The organism is Pseudomonas sp. FSL L8-0168, from assembly GCF_037976155.1.
Classification (GTDB): Bacteria; Pseudomonadota; Gammaproteobacteria; order Pseudomonadales; family Pseudomonadaceae; genus Aquipseudomonas; species Aquipseudomonas paracarnis.
Map to the genome: position 1 here is coordinate 4960092 of NZ_CP150262.1, position 14374 is coordinate 4974465.

Consider the following 14374-nt stretch of genomic DNA (forward strand, 5'->3'; position numbering starts at 1 on the left):
CCATGAGAGCCGACCTGGAAATCATCCAAGACTGGATCCCCGCCGGCAGCCGCGTGCTCGACCTGGGCTGCGGCGATGGCGAATTGCTGAGCTGGCTGCGTGACCACAAGCAAGTCACCGGCTACGGCCTGGAAAACGACCCGGATAACATCGCCCAGTGCGTGGCCAAGGGCATCAACGTGATCGAGCAGGACCTGGACAAGGGCCTGGGCAACTTTGCCAGCAACAGCTTCGATATCGTGGTGATGACCCAAGCCCTGCAAGCGGTGCACTACCCGGACCGCATCCTCGACGAAATGCTGCGCGTGGGCCGCCAATGCATCATCACCTTTCCCAACTTTGGCCACTGGCGCTGCCGCTGGTACCTGGCCACCAAGGGGCGCATGCCGGTCTCCGACTTCCTGCCGTACACCTGGTACAACACGCCGAACATCCACTTCTGCACCTTCGAAGACTTCGAAGCCCTGTGTGGCGAGCGTGAAGCCAAGGTGATCAACCGCCTTGCCGTCGATCAACAGCACCGCCACGGCTGGGCGAGTAAGCTATGGCCCAACCTGTTGGGCGAAATTGGTATCTACCGGGTCAGCAGCCCTGGCCTGACCGACCACAAAGTTGCCGTCTAATCATCTTCAAGAGGGACGTTCATGAGTCGTTTGGCTATTTTTCTATTGACCGCATGCCTGGGCGCCAGCGCCATGGCCGCCGACGCTATCGACGCTAATCGCAAAAAAGACTTCGGCGATATCACCGTTCATTACAACACCTTCACTTCAAGCTTCCTGCCCGCTGAGACCGCCCAAAAAGTCGGTGTGGTGCGCAGCAAGGAGAAGGGGTTGATCAACGTGACCGTGATCAAGGGCGTAAGCCCGGTGGCCGCGCAAGTCACTGGCACGGTCAAGGATTTGGGCGGCAAGAGCGAGATCCTGACGTTCAAGCAGATCGAAGAGAAAAGCGGCATCAGCTACCTCGCGCCCTACTCGGTGACCCAGCGGGAATACAAGACGTTTACCATCAACGTTGAAACCGGCGGCAAGGCCCACGGTTTCCAATTCAACCAAGAACTGTTCCCGGCCGAATGATGAACCTTACCCAACTCGTACTCGCCAGCCACAACGCCGGCAAACTCAAAGAACTGCAAGCCATGCTCGGTGAGTCTGTGCACCTGCGTTCGATTGGCGAGTTCAGCCAGGTCGAACCGGAAGAGACCGGCCTGTCGTTCGTCGAGAATGCCATCCTCAAGGCCCGCAATGCTGCGCGTATCTCTGGCCTGCCGGCCCTAGCGGATGATTCGGGCCTGGCCGTGGACTTCCTCGGCGGCGCCCCTGGCATCTACTCCGCCCGTTACGCCGACGGCAAGGGCGACGCAGCCAACAACGCCAAGCTGCTCGACGCCCTCAAGGACGTGCCGGAGGCCGAGCGTGGTGCGCAGTTCGTCTGCGTGCTGGCCCTGGTGCGGCATGCCGATGACCCGTTGCCGATTCTGTGTGAAGGCCTGTGGCAAGGGCGCATCCTGCAAGCCGCCAGCGGTGAGCATGGGTTTGGCTATGACCCGCTGTTCTGGGTGCCGGAGCGCAATGTCTCCAGCGCCGAACTGAGCCCGGCCGACAAGAACCAGATCAGCCACCGCGCCCGCGCCATGGCGTTGCTGCGCCAGCGCCTGGGCTTGAAATGACCCAGAACACCTCTGCGCAGCCGCTGATCCACGGTGGCGCGCAAACACCACGGGCGGCCCTGCCCCATCTGCCGCCCCTGGCGCTGTACATCCATATCCCGTGGTGCGTGCGCAAATGCCCGTATTGCGACTTCAACTCCCACACCGCCAGCAAAGTGCTGCCGGAAGAAGAGTACGTGGACGCCCTGCTGGCCGACCTGGACCAAGACCTGCACGCCGTGTATGGCCGTAAACTGAGTTCGATCTTCTTTGGCGGCGGCACGCCCAGCCTGTTCAGCGCTGCTGCACTGGGCCGCCTGCTCAAGGGCGTTCAAACGCGTATCCCGTTTACCGACGATATCGAGATCACCCTGGAAGCCAACCCCGGGACGTTCGAACAAGAGAAGTTCGTGGCGTACCGCAAGCTGGGGATCAATCGCCTGTCCATCGGCATCCAGAGCTTCCAGCAAGAGAAGCTTGAAGCTCTGGGCCGCATCCACAATGGCGATGAAGCCGTGCGCGCAGCCGGTATGGCGCGTCAGGCTGGGTTCGATAATTTCAACCTGGATTTGATGCACGGCTTGCCCAACCAGTCCCTGGAGGACGCCTTGGGCGACCTGCGCCAGGCCATTGCACTCAAGCCCACGCACCTGTCCTGGTACCAACTGACCCTGGAACCCAATACCGTGTTCTGGAACCAGCCACCCGCGCTGCCGGAAGACGACACGCTGTGGGATATCCAGGAAGCCGGCCAGGCACTGCTCGCCGAACACGGTTACGCACAATATGAAGTCTCGGCCTACGCCCAACCGGGGCGGCCGGCGCGGCATAACCTCAATTACTGGAGCTTTGGCGACTTTATCGGCATAGGCGCCGGCGCCCACGGCAAGCTCAGCCACCCGGACGGGCGCATCATCCGCACCTGGAAAACCCGTGCACCGAAGGACTACCTCAACCCGGCCAAAAGCTTCCAGGCCGGCGCGAAAGAACTGACCAACGATGAACTGCCGTTCGAGTTCCTGATGAACGCGCTGCGCCTCACCGAAGGGGTTGATGCCAAGCTCTACGCCGAGCGCACCGGCCTTGACCTGGCAAGCCTCGATGAAGGCCGCCGCGACGCAGAACAAAGTGGATTAATGCAGGTCGAACCGTCACGCCTGGCGGCCACCGACCGCGGGCAACTCTTTCTCAATGACCTGTTGCAGAAGTTTTTGAGCTGATAGCTCTTAAGGAAATCGAATGGATCTGGTACTCGACCTGCTCGCCACCGTATCCCGCTGGAGCCGTAGCAACCTGTCGGAAATCTCGTTGGCCCTTGTGGGCTGTTTGCTGGTGCTGTTCGGCGCCGACATCAAGGGCTGGGTCGAAGCACGCCTGGGCAGCATCGCCGGCGCCTTACGCGTACCCTTGATGGCCCTGCTGTGCCTGATCGGCAGTGGTGCGGCGTTGATCTACGCTACGCCGTGGATTGTGCGGGGATTGAGCCAGTTCAATAACTACAGCCTGGCGCCGGTGTTGATCGTGGTGCTGGTGTTGATTGGCGTGGTAGCAGACCGCCGCTGACCCAGCAGGCACTACAAAACACATGTGGGAGCTGGCTTGCCTGCGATACAGACACCTAGGTGTATCAGTGATACCGAGGTGATGTTATCGCAGGCAAGCCAGCTCCCACATTTGATTGCGTTTCAAGCGGATGACTGTTTAAGCCAGCTTCTCGAACTTCAAATCCCACACCCCATGCCCCAACCGCTCGCCACGGCGTTCGAACTTGGTGATCGGCCGCTCGGCCGGGCGTGGCACGCATTTGCCGTCTTCGGCCAGGTTGCGGTAGCCAGGTGCGACGTTCATCACTTCCAGCATGTATTCCGCGTACGGTTCCCAGTCGGTGGCCATGTGCAGGATGCCGCCCACTTTCAGCTTGCTGCGCACCAGCTCTGCGAAAGACGCCTGGACGATACGGCGCTTGTGGTGACGAGCCTTGTGCCATGGGTCGGGGAAGAACAGCATCAGGCGGTCGAGGCTGTTGTCGGCGATGCAGCGGTTGAGCACTTCAATCGCGTCGCAGTCGTAGACCCGCAGGTTTTTCAGGCCTTGGGTCAGCACACCGTTGAGCAGTGCGCCGACGCCTGGGCGGTGCACTTCCACACCGATGAAATCCTGCTCCGGCGCGGCTGCGGCCATTTCCAGCAGGGAATGGCCCATGCCGAAACCGATTTCCAGGGAGCGCGGGGCCGAACGGCCGAACACTTGGTCATAGTCCACCGGCGCATCGGCCAGGGGCAGTACGAACAGCGGCGTGCCCTGTTCCAGGCCCTTTTGCTGGCCTTCGGTCATGCGGCCGGCGCGCATCACAAAACTCTTGATGCGGCGGTGCTTGGACTCGTCGCCCTCTTCCACGGTGTTCGGCGTTTCGTTTGATTCAGTCATCAATAGCTCTTACTTGATCAGACCATCCAGCGGCGAAGAGGCGCTGGCATAGAGTTTTTTCGGCATGCGCCCGGCGAGGTAGGCCAGGCGGCCCGCGACGATGGCGTGGTTCATGGCTTGGGCCATCATGATTGGTTGCTGGGCATGGGCAATGGCCGAGTTCATCAGCACCGCGTCGCAGCCCAGTTCCATGGCGATGGTCGCATCGGAGGCAGTGCCCACACCCGCATCCACCAATACCGGGATCTTGGCTTCTTCGAGGATGATCTGCAGGTTATACGGATTGCAGATGCCCAGGCCGGAACCGATCAGACCAGCCAGCGGCATCACCGCGATGCAGCCGATTTCTGCCAACTGACGGGCGATGATCGGGTCATCGCTGGTGTAGACCATCACGTCGAAGCCTTCCTTGACCAAGGTCTCGGCGGCCTTGAGGGTTTCGATCACATTGGGGAACAGGGTTTTCTGGTCGGCCAGCACTTCCAGCTTCACCAGGTTGTGGCCGTCGAGCAGCTCACGGGCCAGGCGGCAGGTGCGCACGGCTTCGATGGCGTCGTAGCAGCCAGCAGTGTTTGGCAAAAAGGTGTAGCGCTCCGGCGACAGCACTTCGAGCAAGTTCGGCTCGCCCTCGATCTGGCCGAGGTTGGTGCGGCGTACGGCGAAGGTGACGATCTCGGCACCCGAGGCTTCGATGGCCAGGCGGGTTTCTTCCATGTCGCGGTACTTGCCGGTGCCGACCAGCAGACGGGACTGGTAGGTACGACCGGCCAGGACGAAAGGCTTGTCGCTACGAACGATGCTCATGGGAAATCCTCTGGTTGGATGAGGTTCTGCAGAATGCGTTGCGGCCGTGGCGGGCTAGCCGCCGCCGATGGCGTGGACCACTTCGATCTGGTCACCTTCGGTGAGCACAGTCTCGGCGTGCTGGCTACGCGGGACGATATCCAGGTTGAGCTCCACTGCGACGCGACGCCCGGTCAGGTCCAGACGGGTCAGCAGGGCCGCAACGGTTTCGCCGTCGGGCAGTTCAAAGGGTTCGCCGTTCAACTGAATGCGCATGCCACGGGCCGCCATCGTTTTTAGGGGCCCGCATTCTAGCGCGATTGGAACCTGAAGGTCAGCTCCAAGCGTCAAGCGGTCAAAGCTGCAAACGCCACGCCGCCAGGCCCAGGAAGAACCAGCCGAGCAGGAACGCCAGCCCGCCAAACGGCGTGATGATCCCCAGTTTACTGATGCCGGTCATCGTCAGCACATACAGGCTGCCCGAGAACAGCAGGATACCGACGGTAAACGAAATACCCGCCCAGGTGACCAACCGGCCCGGAATATGCGCCGCCAGCAAGGCCACGCCGAACAGTGCCAGGGCATGCACCAACTGGTAGGTCACGCCGGTATGGAAGATCGCCAGGTAGTCGGCGCTCAGGCGGTTTTTCAGGCCGTGGGCGGCGAAAGCGCCCAGCGCAACGCCGGTAAAGCCGAAAAAGGCAGCCAGCATCAGAAAGCTACGCAGCATGGGGAACTCCAGTCAGACTCATCGGGCAGGGTCTGTATAATGGCCCGCTCAACGGGTTCGGCCAAGCCATCTCTATGCTGCGTGTCCTCTTCAAACGCTTTCTCAACGTCGTGAAATGGTTTGCCATCGGCAGTGTGTTGCTGGTGCTGCTGTTTCGTGTGGTGCCGCCACCGTTCACTGCGCTGATGGTGGAGCGCAAGGTCGAGTCCTGGGTTGACGGTGAGCCTATCGACCTGCAACGCAGCTGGGTGCCGTGGGATGAAATCTCCGACGACCTTAAAGTGGCGGTGATGGCCGGTGAAGACCAGCGCTTCCCGCAACATTGGGGTTTTGATTTCGGCGCGATCCAGGCGGCGATTCTGCACAACGAACGCGGCGGCTCGATTCGCGGTGCCAGCACCTTGAGCCAACAGGTGTCGAAAAACCTGTTCCTGTGGGCCGGGCGCAGCTATTTGCGCAAAGGCCTGGAGGCGTGGTTTACCGGTTTGATCGAAGTGTTATGGCCCAAGCAGCGGATTCTTGAGGTGTACCTCAACAGCGTGGAATGGGATGAAGGTGTGTTTGGCGCAGAGGCGGCGGCGCGGCACCATTTTGGCGTAAGTGCCAAGGGGCTTTCGCGGCAGCAGGCCAGTTACCTGGCGGCGGTGTTGCCCAATCCACGGGTGTGGAGTGCCAGTCATCCGACCGCCTATGTGGCACGGCGAGCGGCGTGGATTCGCCAGCAGATGAGCCAGTTGGGTGGGGAGGGTTACCTGGTGGAGCTGAACAACTCTCGAAAGGCACCCTGGTCCGACTGACACAATACGAGACCTGTGGGAGCTGGCTTGCCTGCGATAGCGGTGGGTCAGTAACCCATGCTTCATCTGACACGGCCTCATCGCAGGCAAGCCAGCTCCCACATTAAACCGAGTTGTACTTGAGACTTTTCGAACACATACAAAAATGCCCCGATCTTTCGACCGGGGCATTTTTTGTTCGCTGCGTTTTAAGCGGCGATCGACAACTTCAGCTTGTTCATCGCGCTTTTCTCAAGCTGACGAATCCGCTCTGCCGACACGTTGTACTTCTGCGCCAGGTCGTGCAGCGTGGCTTTTTCTTCTGCCAGCCAACGCTGGTAGAGAATGTCACGGCTGCGGTCGTCCAGCACTTCCAGCGCTTCGTGCAGGTTGTGGTTGGAGTTGTCGCTCCAGTCGGCGTCCTCCAGTTGACGCGCCGGATCGTACCGGTGGTCTTCCAGATAGTTGGCCGGCGATTGGAAGGCGCTGTCGTCATCCGCTTCGGCGGCTGGGTCGAAGGCCATGTCATGGCCGGTCAGGCGGCTTTCCATCTCGCGCACTTCACGGGGCTCCACACCGAGGCTTTCGGCCACGCGGTGGACTTCTTCGTTGTTCAGCCACGCCAGGCGTTTTTTCTGGCTGCGCAGGTTGAAGAACAGCTTGCGCTGGGCCTTGGTGGTGGCCACTTTCACGATGCGCCAGTTGCGCAGGATGAACTCGTGGATTTCCGCCTTGATCCAGTGCACGGCAAACGACACCAGGCGCACGCCCATTTCAGGGTTGAAGCGCTTCACAGCCTTCATCAGGCCTACGTTGCCTTCCTGAATCAGGTCGGCCTGGGCCAGACCGTAACCGCTATAGCTACGGGCGATATGTACGACAAAACGCAGGTGGGCGAGCACCATCTGCCGAGCCGCCCCCAAATCCTGCTCATAGTAGAGACTCTCGGCCAGTTCACGCTCCTGCTCGGGCGTCAGCAATGGAATGCTGTTGACCGTGTGCACATAGGCTTCCAGGTTCGCACCCGGGACCAAGGCATAAGCAGGTTGCAAAGAAGTGGTCATACGAAAAAACCTCCGACTCACATAACTCGTGCAGTTCAGCACTGCGAAAATTGACCTGGGAACCGTAGGACAAGTTCCCTAAACCGCTGATACGGTCAATACAAACGAAACCACATTAATCTGGCATTAACTACTTCGGCGCCAGCTCACGTAAATGCCGTGCCACCGCAATCCACGCACCGATATACCCCAACAACACCGCGCCAAGCAAGAGACTCAGACCATCGGCTACCGGCACACCGGCCAACGCGAAATCACTGCCGTAGAGCCCCGCCAGGCCGACAACCGCGTCGTTCAACCAATCCAGGCCAAACGCCAGTACGCCCCAGGACAAGACCCCCGCACCCAGGCCATACAGCGCGCCCATGTACAGGAAAGGCCGACGCACATAGCTGTCTGTGCCGCCCACCAGTTTAATCACTTCTATCTCGGTGCGACGGTTTTCAATATGAAGACGAATGGTATTACCTATCACCAAAAGTAATGCAGACACTAATAACACCGTCAGGCCGAACACAAAGCGGTCGCCCAGCTTGAGGATCGCGGCCAGGCGCTCTACCCAGACTAGATCAAGTTGGGCCTGTTGCACCTTCGGCATCCCTGCGAGTTTTTGTCGCAGGGCTTCCAGCGCCGGCTTGTCGACCTCGTTCGGCGTTACCAGCACCACGCCCGGCAGCGGGTTCTGCGGCAGCTCCTTGAGCGCCTCGCCCAGGCCCGATTGCTGCTGGAACTCTTCGAGAGCCTGGTCGCGGCTGATGTACTCGGCCTCGGCTACCCCCGGGATGTTCTTGATGTCGTCACGCAGCGCTTCGCCCTCCTTGCTGCTGGTGTCCAGGTTCAGGTACAGCGAAATCTGCGCCGCCCGCTGCCAGGAACCGCCCAGGCGCTCCACGTTATTAAGCAACAGCGACAAGCCCATCGGCAGGCTCAAGGCCACGGCCATGACCAGGCAGGTGAAAAAGCTGCCGATCGGCTGCTTGCCCAGGCGACGCAGGCTGTCCAGCAGGCTGGCGCGGTGGCTTTCGATCCAGGCGTGCACCAGGGTGCCGAAGTCCGGGCCGTCGTCTTCGTCGTGTTTTTTCTTTTTCGGTTGCGGGTCGGCCGGCTTCGGAGCCACCCGTTCGGATACTTTAGGGCTGCGTGTAGCACTCATACGCCAGCCTCCCCATCGCCGATCAGGCGGCCGCGTTGCAGGGTGAGCATGCGATGGCGCATGCGGGCAATCAGGGCCAGGTCGTGGCTGGCGATCAAGACGCTGGTGCCCAGGCGGTTGATGTCTTCGAACACCCCCATAATCTCGGCCGCCAGGCGCGGGTCGAGGTTACCGGTGGGCTCGTCCGCCAGCAGCAAAGCCGGGCGATGGACGATGGCGCGGGCGATACCGACACGCTGTTGCTGGCCGGTGGACAGGTCGCCGGGGAAGAGGTCGGTCTTGTCCGACAAGGCCACGCGTTCCAGGGCCGAGTCCACGCGTTTGACGATCTCGGCCTTGGACAGCCCGAGGATCTGCAACGGCAGGGCCACGTTGTTGAACACCGTACGGTCGAACAGCAACTGGTGGTTCTGGAACACCACGCCGATCTGGCGGCGCAGGAATGGAATTTGCGCATTGCTGATAGTGGCCAGGTCCTGGCCCGCCAGCAGCAACTTGCCGGTAGTCGGGCGTTCCATGGCCAGCAGCAGGCGCAACAGCGTACTTTTGCCTGCGCCCGAATGGCCGGTGACAAACAAGAATTCGCCGCGACGCACTCGAAAGCTCAGCTCATGCAAGCCCACATGCCCGTTGGCATAGCGTTTACCGACCTGTTCGAATCGAATCATGAACGCTCCCGCTCGGCAAACAGTGCCTGTACAAAGGGTTCGGCTTCAAAGGTGCGCAGGTCGTCGATGCCTTCACCGACGCCGATATAACGAATCGGCAACCCGAACTGTTTGGCCAGGGCGAAAATCACACCGCCCTTGGCCGTGCCGTCGAGCTTAGTCAATGCCAGGCCGGTCAGCTGCACCGTCTGGTTGAATTGCTTGGCCTGGCTGATGGCGTTCTGGCCAGTACCGGCGTCGAGCACCAGCAGGACTTCATGGGGTGCATCGGCGTCGAGCTTGCCGATCACGCGGCGCACTTTCTTCAGCTCTTCCATCAAGTTGTCTTTGGTGTGCAGGCGACCGGCGGTGTCGGCGATCAGCACGTCAATGTTACGGGCCTTGGCGGCCTGCACGGCATCGAAGATCACCGAAGCCGAGTCGGCGCCGGTGTGCTGGGCGATCACCGGGATCTTGTTGCGCTCGCCCCACACCTGCAACTGCTCGACGGCGGCGGCACGGAAGGTGTCACCGGCGGCGAGCATGACTTTCTTGCCTTCACCTTGCAGCTTCTTGGCCAGCTTGCCGATGGTGGTGGTCTTGCCAGCGCCATTAACCCCTACAACGAGGATGACGAACGGCTTTTTCGGCGTGATCACCAGCGGCGCTTCAACCGGTTTGAGCATGGCGGCCAGCTCAGCCTGCAGGGATTTGTACAGCGCATCGGCGTCGGTCAACTGCTTGCGCGCGACCTTCTGCGTCAGGCTCTGGATGATCACGGCGGTGGCTTCGACGCCCACGTCGGCGGTGAGCAGGCGGGTCTCGATGTCTTCGAGCAACTCGTCATCAATGACTTTCTTGCCCAGGAACAGGCTGGCCATGCCTTCGCCAATACTGGCGCTGGTCTTGCTCAGGCCCTGCTTGAGGCGTGCAAAGAATCCGGTTTTGCTGGTTTCGGTGGTGGCGACGACAGGCTCTGGCTCGATAGCGGCAGGTGCAGCGACAACCGGTGCGGACACTTCAACGACGGGCGGTATTTCAGCCACAACCTCTACCGGCGCCGGCTCAACCACTGCAGGAATCGGCGGCACGACGTGCTCGGCCTGAACATCCTCAACCAATGCCACGGGTTCTTCGGCCACGGGCAGCTCTAACCAGGGCTTGTGCTCAGGCTCAGGCTCAGGTTCCGGCTCGGCCTCGACGACCGGCTGCAACACCGGCTCAGCCATCGGTAACACCACCGGAACTGGCGTCTCGGCAACCGGTTCGGCTTCTATTACGGGTTCAGGGGTCGGTTCAGCGTGAACCTGCGGCTGTTCGACGACGGGTTCCTGCGGCTTTTTGCGCAGCCATCCGAACAGGCCTTTCTTCTCGCCAGCCGCAGCTGGGGTCTTCTTGTCGTCGTTGGAACCAAACATGGAGACGGCTATCTCAAGGTAGCGACGCGCCACAGGGTGCGCCGGTAAATAAAATTCGATGCGTAACAGACTGTTTTTTAGCCAGCTCGTTCATGCGCAACATTTTGTAAGGCCTAAATAGGGCCTTCACAAGACAGCCGCAGTGGCCGTCCTTAAGTCGGACCAGTATCCTAGCACCTCCTCGCCCGCCGACGCTAAGACCAAGCGGGCAGCCCAACAGGTTTAAAAACGAATGAATGCTCTAGCCCGCCGCGCCGCAGGCCTGCTGTTCAGCACAGTTTGTCTGCCTCTCTCAGCTTTGGCTGCCGATCCACAACCCACCCATGAATTCACCCTCGATAACGGCCTTAAAGTGGTCGTGCGCGAAGATCATCGCGCGCCGGTGGTGGTTTCCCAGGTCTGGTACAAGGTTGGCTCAAGCTACGAAACCCCGGGCCAGACCGGTTTGTCCCACGCCCTGGAACACATGATGTTCAAGGGCAGCGCCAAGGTCGGCCCCGGCGAAGCCTCGCTGATCCTGCGCGACCTGGGCGCCGAAGAAAATGCGTTCACCAGCGACGACTACACCGCGTATTACCAGGTATTGGCCCGTGACCGCCTGGGCGTAGCCTTTGAGCTGGAAGCCGACCGCATGGCCAGCCTGCGCCTGCCGGCCGACGAGTTCAGCCGTGAAATCGAGGTAATCAAAGAAGAACGCCGCCTGCGCACCGACGATAACCCCATGTCCAAGGCGTTCGAGCGCTTCAAGGCCATGGCGTTCCCGGCCAGTGGCTACCACACGCCGACCATTGGCTGGATGGCCGACCTGGACCGCATGAAGGTCGAGGAACTGCGCCACTGGTACCAATCCTGGTACGTGCCGAACAACGCCACTCTGGTGGTGGTCGGCGACGTGACCCCGGACGAGGTGAAAAACCTCGCCCAACGTTACTTCGGCCCGATCCCCAAGCGTGACGTGCCGCCGGCAAAAATCCCGATGGAACTGGCCGAGCCCGGCGAGCGCCTGCTGACCCTGCACGTGCAGACCCAACTTCCGAGTGTGATCCTGGGCTTCAACGTGCCCGGCCTGGCCACCGCTGAAGACAAACGTTCGGTGCAGGCCCTGCGCCTGATCTCGGCCCTGCTGGACGGCGGCTACAGTGCACGGATCTCCGAGCAACTGGAACGCGGTGAGGAACTGGTGTCCGCGGCTTCCACCAACTACGACGCCTACACCCGTGGCGACAGCCTGTTTACCCTCTCGGCCACGCCGAACCAGCAGAAGAAGAAAACCGTGGCCCAGGCCGAAGCCGGCCTGTGGCGCCTGCTCGATGAGTTGAAGGCCAAGCCGCCGACCGCCGAAGAACTGGAGCGCATCCGTGCCCAGGTGATTGCCGGCCTGGTGTACCAGCGTGATTCCATCACCAGCCAGGCCACGGCCATCGGCTCCCTGGAAACGGTCGGCCTGTCCTGGAAACTCATGGACACCGAGCTTGCCGACCTGCAAAGCGTGACCCCGGAAGACATCCAGAAGGCCGCACGCACTTATTTCACCCGCGAACGTCTGAGCGTCGCCCATGTTTTGCCTGAGGAGACCGCTCATGAGTGATCGCAAAAACAGCCGCCTGATCCTGCCCGGCCTGATCGCCGTCACCCTGATGGCGGCCAGCGCCGTTTACTTCTTGCGCCCCAGCGAGTCGGTCGCCAGCCAGGCCCTGGACAAGGCTCAAACGGCCAGCACCCTGCAATCCCTGGCGGAACTGGATGGCAAGGCACCGACCAACCGCAAGCTCGACGTACAAACCTGGACCACCACCGAAGGCGCCAAGGTGCTGTTCGTCGAAGCCCATGAACTGCCGATGTTCGACATGCGCCTGCTGTTCGCCGCCGGCAGCAGCCAGGATGGCGACGTGCCAGGCCTGGCACTGATGACCAACGCCATGCTCAACGAAGGCGTGCCGGGCAAGGATGTCAGCCAGATCGCCAGCGGGTTCGAAGGCCTGGGGGCCGACTTTGGCAACGGCGCCTACCGCGACATGGCGCTGGTGACCCTGCGCAGCCTGAGCGACAGCGCCAAGCGCGACGCCGCCCTGTCACTGTTCAACCAGGTGATCGGCCAGCCGACATTCCCGGCAGACTCGCTGGCACGCATCAAGAACCAGATCCTGGCCGGTTTCGAGTACCAGAAGCAGAACCCCGGCAAACTGGCGAGCATCGAGCTGTTCAAGCGCCTGTACGGCGACCACCCTTACGCGCACCCGAGCGAAGGCACCCCCGAGAGCGTGCCGAAGATTACCCTGGCGCAGTTGCAGGCGTTCCACGCCAAGGCCTATGCGGCGGGTAACGCGGTAATTGCAGTAGTGGGCGACCTGACCCGCGCCGAAGCCGAAGCCATGACGGCCAAGGTCTCCGCCTCGCTGCCCAAGGGGCCGGCGATGGCCAAGATCGCCCAGCCGACCGAGCCAAAAGCCGGCCTGAGCCGTATCGAGTTCCCGTCCAAGCAAACCCACCTGCTGTTTGCGCAGTTGGGCATCGACCGTGCCGACCCGGATTACGCAGCCTTGTCCCTGGGTAACCAGATCCTCGGCGGCGGTGGCTTCGGCACTCGCTTGATGAGCGAAGTGCGTGAAAAGCGCGGCCTGACCTACGGCGTGTATTCCGGTTTCTCACCGATGCAGGTGCGCGGCCCGTTCATGATCAACCTGCAGACCCGCGCCGAAATGAGCGGTGGCACCTTGCGCCTGGTGGAGGACGTATTGGCTGACTACCTCAAGACCGGCCCGACGCAAAAGGAACTGGATGACGCCAAGCGCGAGCTGGCCGGCAGCTTCCCGCTGTCCACCGCCAGCAACGCCGATATCGTCGGGCAGTTGGGTGCCATGGGTTTCTACAACCTGCCGCTGAGCTATCTGGAAGATTTCATGAAACAATCCCAGGCCCTGACCGTCGATCAGGTCAAGGCTGCAATGAACAAACACTTGAGCGCCGACAAGATGGTCATCGTGACCGCCGGCCCGACGATTGCGCAAAAGCCACTACCGCCCCCCACTGATAAACCTGCCGAGCAGCCGCTCGGGGTTCCGGAGCATTAATGGCCAGTTCATCTCGCCCGAAAAAACCTGTCCACAACGTGCATAACGGTGTGGGCCAACTGCGCATCATTGGCGGTGAATGGGGCAGCCGCAAGCTGAGCTTCCCCGACGTTGTGGGCCTGCGCCCGACGCCTGATCGCGTGCGTGAAACCCTGTTCAACTGGCTCGCGCCGTACATAGGCGGGGCCAAAGTGCTGGACCCGTTCGCCGGCAGCGGCGCGCTGTTCCTGGAGGCGCTGTCCCGTGGCGCGGCCCAGGGCCAGGCGCTGGACGCCAGCAATGTGGCGGTGTCCAGCCTCAAGGAGCACCTGGGCACGCTGCGTTGCACCACCGGCCAGGTGCAGACGGCCGACGCGCTGCGCTACCTGGAAACCCAGGCGGCGACTGAATACGATGTAGTGTTCCTCGACCCACCGTTCAACCAGAACCTGCTACCGGCCGTCTGCACTCTGCTGGAAGAACGCCAGTGGCTGGCACCGGATGCCTGGATCTACACTGAGAGCGAGACCGCGCCCTCCACGCTCGGCCTGCCAAGTGGCTGGCGCCTGCACCGGGAGCAGAAGTCCGGGCGGGTGTATTACGCGTTGTGGCATCGTTTGGTCGAAAACGCCGCTTAACCTGTGGCTGGGGAGCTTGCCACGGCGAGCTCACTGG

The 14374-nt window shown here is 61.4% G+C and carries 17 protein-coding genes; 9 read left to right on the forward strand and 8 right to left on the reverse strand.

The window, feature by feature from the left end; all coding sequences use genetic code 11:
• The first annotated feature begins 2 nt into the window (after positions 1–2).
• Genes metW through MHH62_RS22900 form a run of 5 tightly spaced genes read left to right on the forward strand, consistent with a single transcriptional unit; the run spans position 3 to position 3214 of the window.
• Positions 3–623, forward strand: coding sequence for a methionine biosynthesis protein MetW (metW, locus tag MHH62_RS22880; RefSeq protein ID WP_003195091.1), 621 nt, complete (start codon positions 3–5; stop codon positions 621–623).
• A gap of 21 nt (positions 624–644) precedes the next feature.
• Positions 645–1079 carry a DUF4426 domain-containing protein gene (locus MHH62_RS22885; protein WP_014720331.1) on the forward strand — a complete coding sequence of 145 codons (435 nt, stop codon included), beginning with the start codon at positions 645–647 and terminating at the stop codon, positions 1077–1079.
• Positions 1076–1672, forward strand: coding sequence for an RdgB/HAM1 family non-canonical purine NTP pyrophosphatase (rdgB, locus tag MHH62_RS22890; RefSeq protein ID WP_032902276.1), 597 nt, complete (start codon positions 1076–1078; stop codon positions 1670–1672). The genes MHH62_RS22885 and rdgB overlap by 4 nt, the downstream gene beginning before the upstream one ends.
• Entirely contained in the window at positions 1669–2871 is a 1203-nt protein-coding gene (hemW, locus tag MHH62_RS22895) for a radical SAM family heme chaperone HemW (protein ID WP_032902275.1), read from the forward strand. The genes rdgB and hemW overlap by 4 nt, the downstream gene beginning before the upstream one ends.
• 19 nt (positions 2872–2890) lie before the next feature.
• Positions 2891–3214, forward strand: coding sequence for a DUF3392 domain-containing protein (locus MHH62_RS22900; RefSeq protein ID WP_003195099.1), 324 nt, complete (start codon positions 2891–2893; stop codon positions 3212–3214).
• A 138-nt stretch (positions 3215–3352) separates the two neighbouring features.
• On the opposite strand, the gene trmB is transcribed toward MHH62_RS22900, so the two are convergent.
• The 4 genes from trmB to MHH62_RS22920 form a co-directional block, all read right to left on the reverse strand.
• Positions 3353–4078: a tRNA (guanosine(46)-N7)-methyltransferase TrmB gene (gene trmB, locus MHH62_RS22905; protein ID WP_003195101.1), complete on the reverse strand. Its 726-nt coding sequence runs from the start codon at positions 4076–4078 to the stop codon at positions 3353–3355.
• Positions 4079–4087: 9 nt separating this feature from the next.
• Complete coding sequence (locus MHH62_RS22910; RefSeq protein ID WP_014720334.1) at positions 4088–4882, reverse strand: thiazole synthase; 795 nt, start codon at positions 4880–4882, stop codon at positions 4088–4090.
• Between the two features lie 54 nt (positions 4883–4936).
• Entirely contained in the window at positions 4937–5137 is a 201-nt protein-coding gene (gene thiS / locus MHH62_RS22915; protein ID WP_019817757.1) for a sulfur carrier protein ThiS, read from the reverse strand.
• Positions 5138–5216: 79 nt separating this feature from the next.
• Positions 5217–5591, reverse strand: a complete 375-nt coding sequence (locus MHH62_RS22920) for a DUF423 domain-containing protein (protein ID WP_014720336.1) — start codon at positions 5589–5591, stop codon at positions 5217–5219.
• Between the two features lie 74 nt (positions 5592–5665).
• On the opposite strand from MHH62_RS22920, the gene mtgA reads away from it, so the two are divergent.
• Positions 5666–6388 (forward strand): monofunctional biosynthetic peptidoglycan transglycosylase, encoded by a 723-nt coding sequence (mtgA, locus tag MHH62_RS22925; RefSeq protein WP_014720337.1) that lies wholly within the window; start codon positions 5666–5668, stop codon positions 6386–6388.
• A gap of 188 nt (positions 6389–6576) precedes the next feature.
• Here mtgA and rpoH read toward each other — a convergent pair whose 3' ends face one another.
• From rpoH to ftsY, 4 genes are all read right to left on the reverse strand, one after another.
• A complete protein-coding gene (rpoH, locus tag MHH62_RS22930) occupies positions 6577–7431 on the reverse strand; it encodes an RNA polymerase sigma factor RpoH (protein WP_003176698.1) in 855 nt (284 codons plus the stop codon).
• A gap of 130 nt (positions 7432–7561) precedes the next feature.
• Positions 7562–8584, reverse strand: coding sequence for a permease-like cell division protein FtsX (ftsX, locus tag MHH62_RS22935; RefSeq protein WP_014720338.1), 1023 nt, complete (start codon positions 8582–8584; stop codon positions 7562–7564).
• Positions 8581–9252: a cell division ATP-binding protein FtsE gene (ftsE, locus tag MHH62_RS22940; RefSeq protein WP_003195112.1), complete on the reverse strand. Its 672-nt coding sequence runs from the start codon at positions 9250–9252 to the stop codon at positions 8581–8583. Before ftsE ends, ftsX begins: the two co-directional genes overlap by 4 nt.
• Entirely contained in the window at positions 9249–10649 is a 1401-nt protein-coding gene (ftsY, locus tag MHH62_RS22945) for a signal recognition particle-docking protein FtsY (protein WP_032902274.1), read from the reverse strand. The genes ftsE and ftsY overlap by 4 nt, the downstream gene beginning before the upstream one ends.
• A gap of 232 nt (positions 10650–10881) precedes the next feature.
• Here ftsY and MHH62_RS22950 point away from each other — a divergent pair, with 232 nt between their 5' ends.
• From MHH62_RS22950 to rsmD, 3 genes are read left to right on the forward strand one after another with little or no spacing between them, the layout of a single operon-like run.
• Positions 10882–12237 carry a pitrilysin family protein gene (locus tag MHH62_RS22950; protein WP_014720340.1) on the forward strand — a complete coding sequence of 452 codons (1356 nt, stop codon included), beginning with the start codon at positions 10882–10884 and terminating at the stop codon, positions 12235–12237.
• Positions 12230–13720, forward strand: a complete 1491-nt coding sequence (locus MHH62_RS22955) for a pitrilysin family protein (protein ID WP_019817760.1) — start codon at positions 12230–12232, stop codon at positions 13718–13720. Before MHH62_RS22950 ends, MHH62_RS22955 begins: the two co-directional genes overlap by 8 nt.
• Entirely contained in the window at positions 13720–14337 is a 618-nt protein-coding gene (gene rsmD, locus MHH62_RS22960) for a 16S rRNA (guanine(966)-N(2))-methyltransferase RsmD (RefSeq protein WP_014720342.1), read from the forward strand. The genes MHH62_RS22955 and rsmD overlap by 1 nt, the downstream gene beginning before the upstream one ends.
• The last annotated feature ends 37 nt before the right edge of the window (positions 14338–14374 follow it).

What these genes read in the sequence shown, in the direction of transcription:
- metW (WP_003195091.1), top strand. Translation starts at nt 3, where the DNA reads ATGAGAGCCGACCTGGAAATCATCCAAGACTGGATCCCCGCCGGCAGC.
- MHH62_RS22885 (WP_014720331.1), top strand. Translation starts at nt 645, where the DNA reads ATGAGTCGTTTGGCTATTTTTCTATTGACCGCATGCCTGGGCGCCAGC.
- rdgB (WP_032902276.1), top strand. Translation starts at nt 1,076, where the DNA reads ATGATGAACCTTACCCAACTCGTACTCGCCAGCCACAACGCCGGCAAA.
- hemW (WP_032902275.1), top strand. Translation starts at nt 1,669, where the DNA reads ATGACCCAGAACACCTCTGCGCAGCCGCTGATCCACGGTGGCGCGCAA.
- MHH62_RS22900 (WP_003195099.1), top strand. Translation starts at nt 2,891, where the DNA reads ATGGATCTGGTACTCGACCTGCTCGCCACCGTATCCCGCTGGAGCCGT.
- trmB (WP_003195101.1), bottom strand. Translation starts at nt 4,078, where the DNA reads ATGACTGAATCAAACGAAACGCCGAACACCGTGGAAGAGGGCGACGAG.
- MHH62_RS22910 (WP_014720334.1), bottom strand. Translation starts at nt 4,882, where the DNA reads ATGAGCATCGTTCGTAGCGACAAGCCTTTCGTCCTGGCCGGTCGTACC.
- thiS (WP_019817757.1), bottom strand. Translation starts at nt 5,137, where the DNA reads ATGCGCATTCAGTTGAACGGCGAACCCTTTGAACTGCCCGACGGCGAA.
- MHH62_RS22920 (WP_014720336.1), bottom strand. Translation starts at nt 5,591, where the DNA reads ATGCTGCGTAGCTTTCTGATGCTGGCTGCCTTTTTCGGCTTTACCGGC.
- mtgA (WP_014720337.1), top strand. Translation starts at nt 5,666, where the DNA reads ATGCTGCGTGTCCTCTTCAAACGCTTTCTCAACGTCGTGAAATGGTTT.
- rpoH (WP_003176698.1), bottom strand. Translation starts at nt 7,431, where the DNA reads ATGACCACTTCTTTGCAACCTGCTTATGCCTTGGTCCCGGGTGCGAAC.
- ftsX (WP_014720338.1), bottom strand. Translation starts at nt 8,584, where the DNA reads ATGAGTGCTACACGCAGCCCTAAAGTATCCGAACGGGTGGCTCCGAAG.
- ftsE (WP_003195112.1), bottom strand. Translation starts at nt 9,252, where the DNA reads ATGATTCGATTCGAACAGGTCGGTAAACGCTATGCCAACGGGCATGTG.
- ftsY (WP_032902274.1), bottom strand. Translation starts at nt 10,649, where the DNA reads ATGTTTGGTTCCAACGACGACAAGAAGACCCCAGCTGCGGCTGGCGAG.
- MHH62_RS22950 (WP_014720340.1), top strand. Translation starts at nt 10,882, where the DNA reads ATGAATGCTCTAGCCCGCCGCGCCGCAGGCCTGCTGTTCAGCACAGTT.
- MHH62_RS22955 (WP_019817760.1), top strand. Translation starts at nt 12,230, where the DNA reads ATGAGTGATCGCAAAAACAGCCGCCTGATCCTGCCCGGCCTGATCGCC.
- rsmD (WP_014720342.1), top strand. Translation starts at nt 13,720, where the DNA reads ATGGCCAGTTCATCTCGCCCGAAAAAACCTGTCCACAACGTGCATAAC.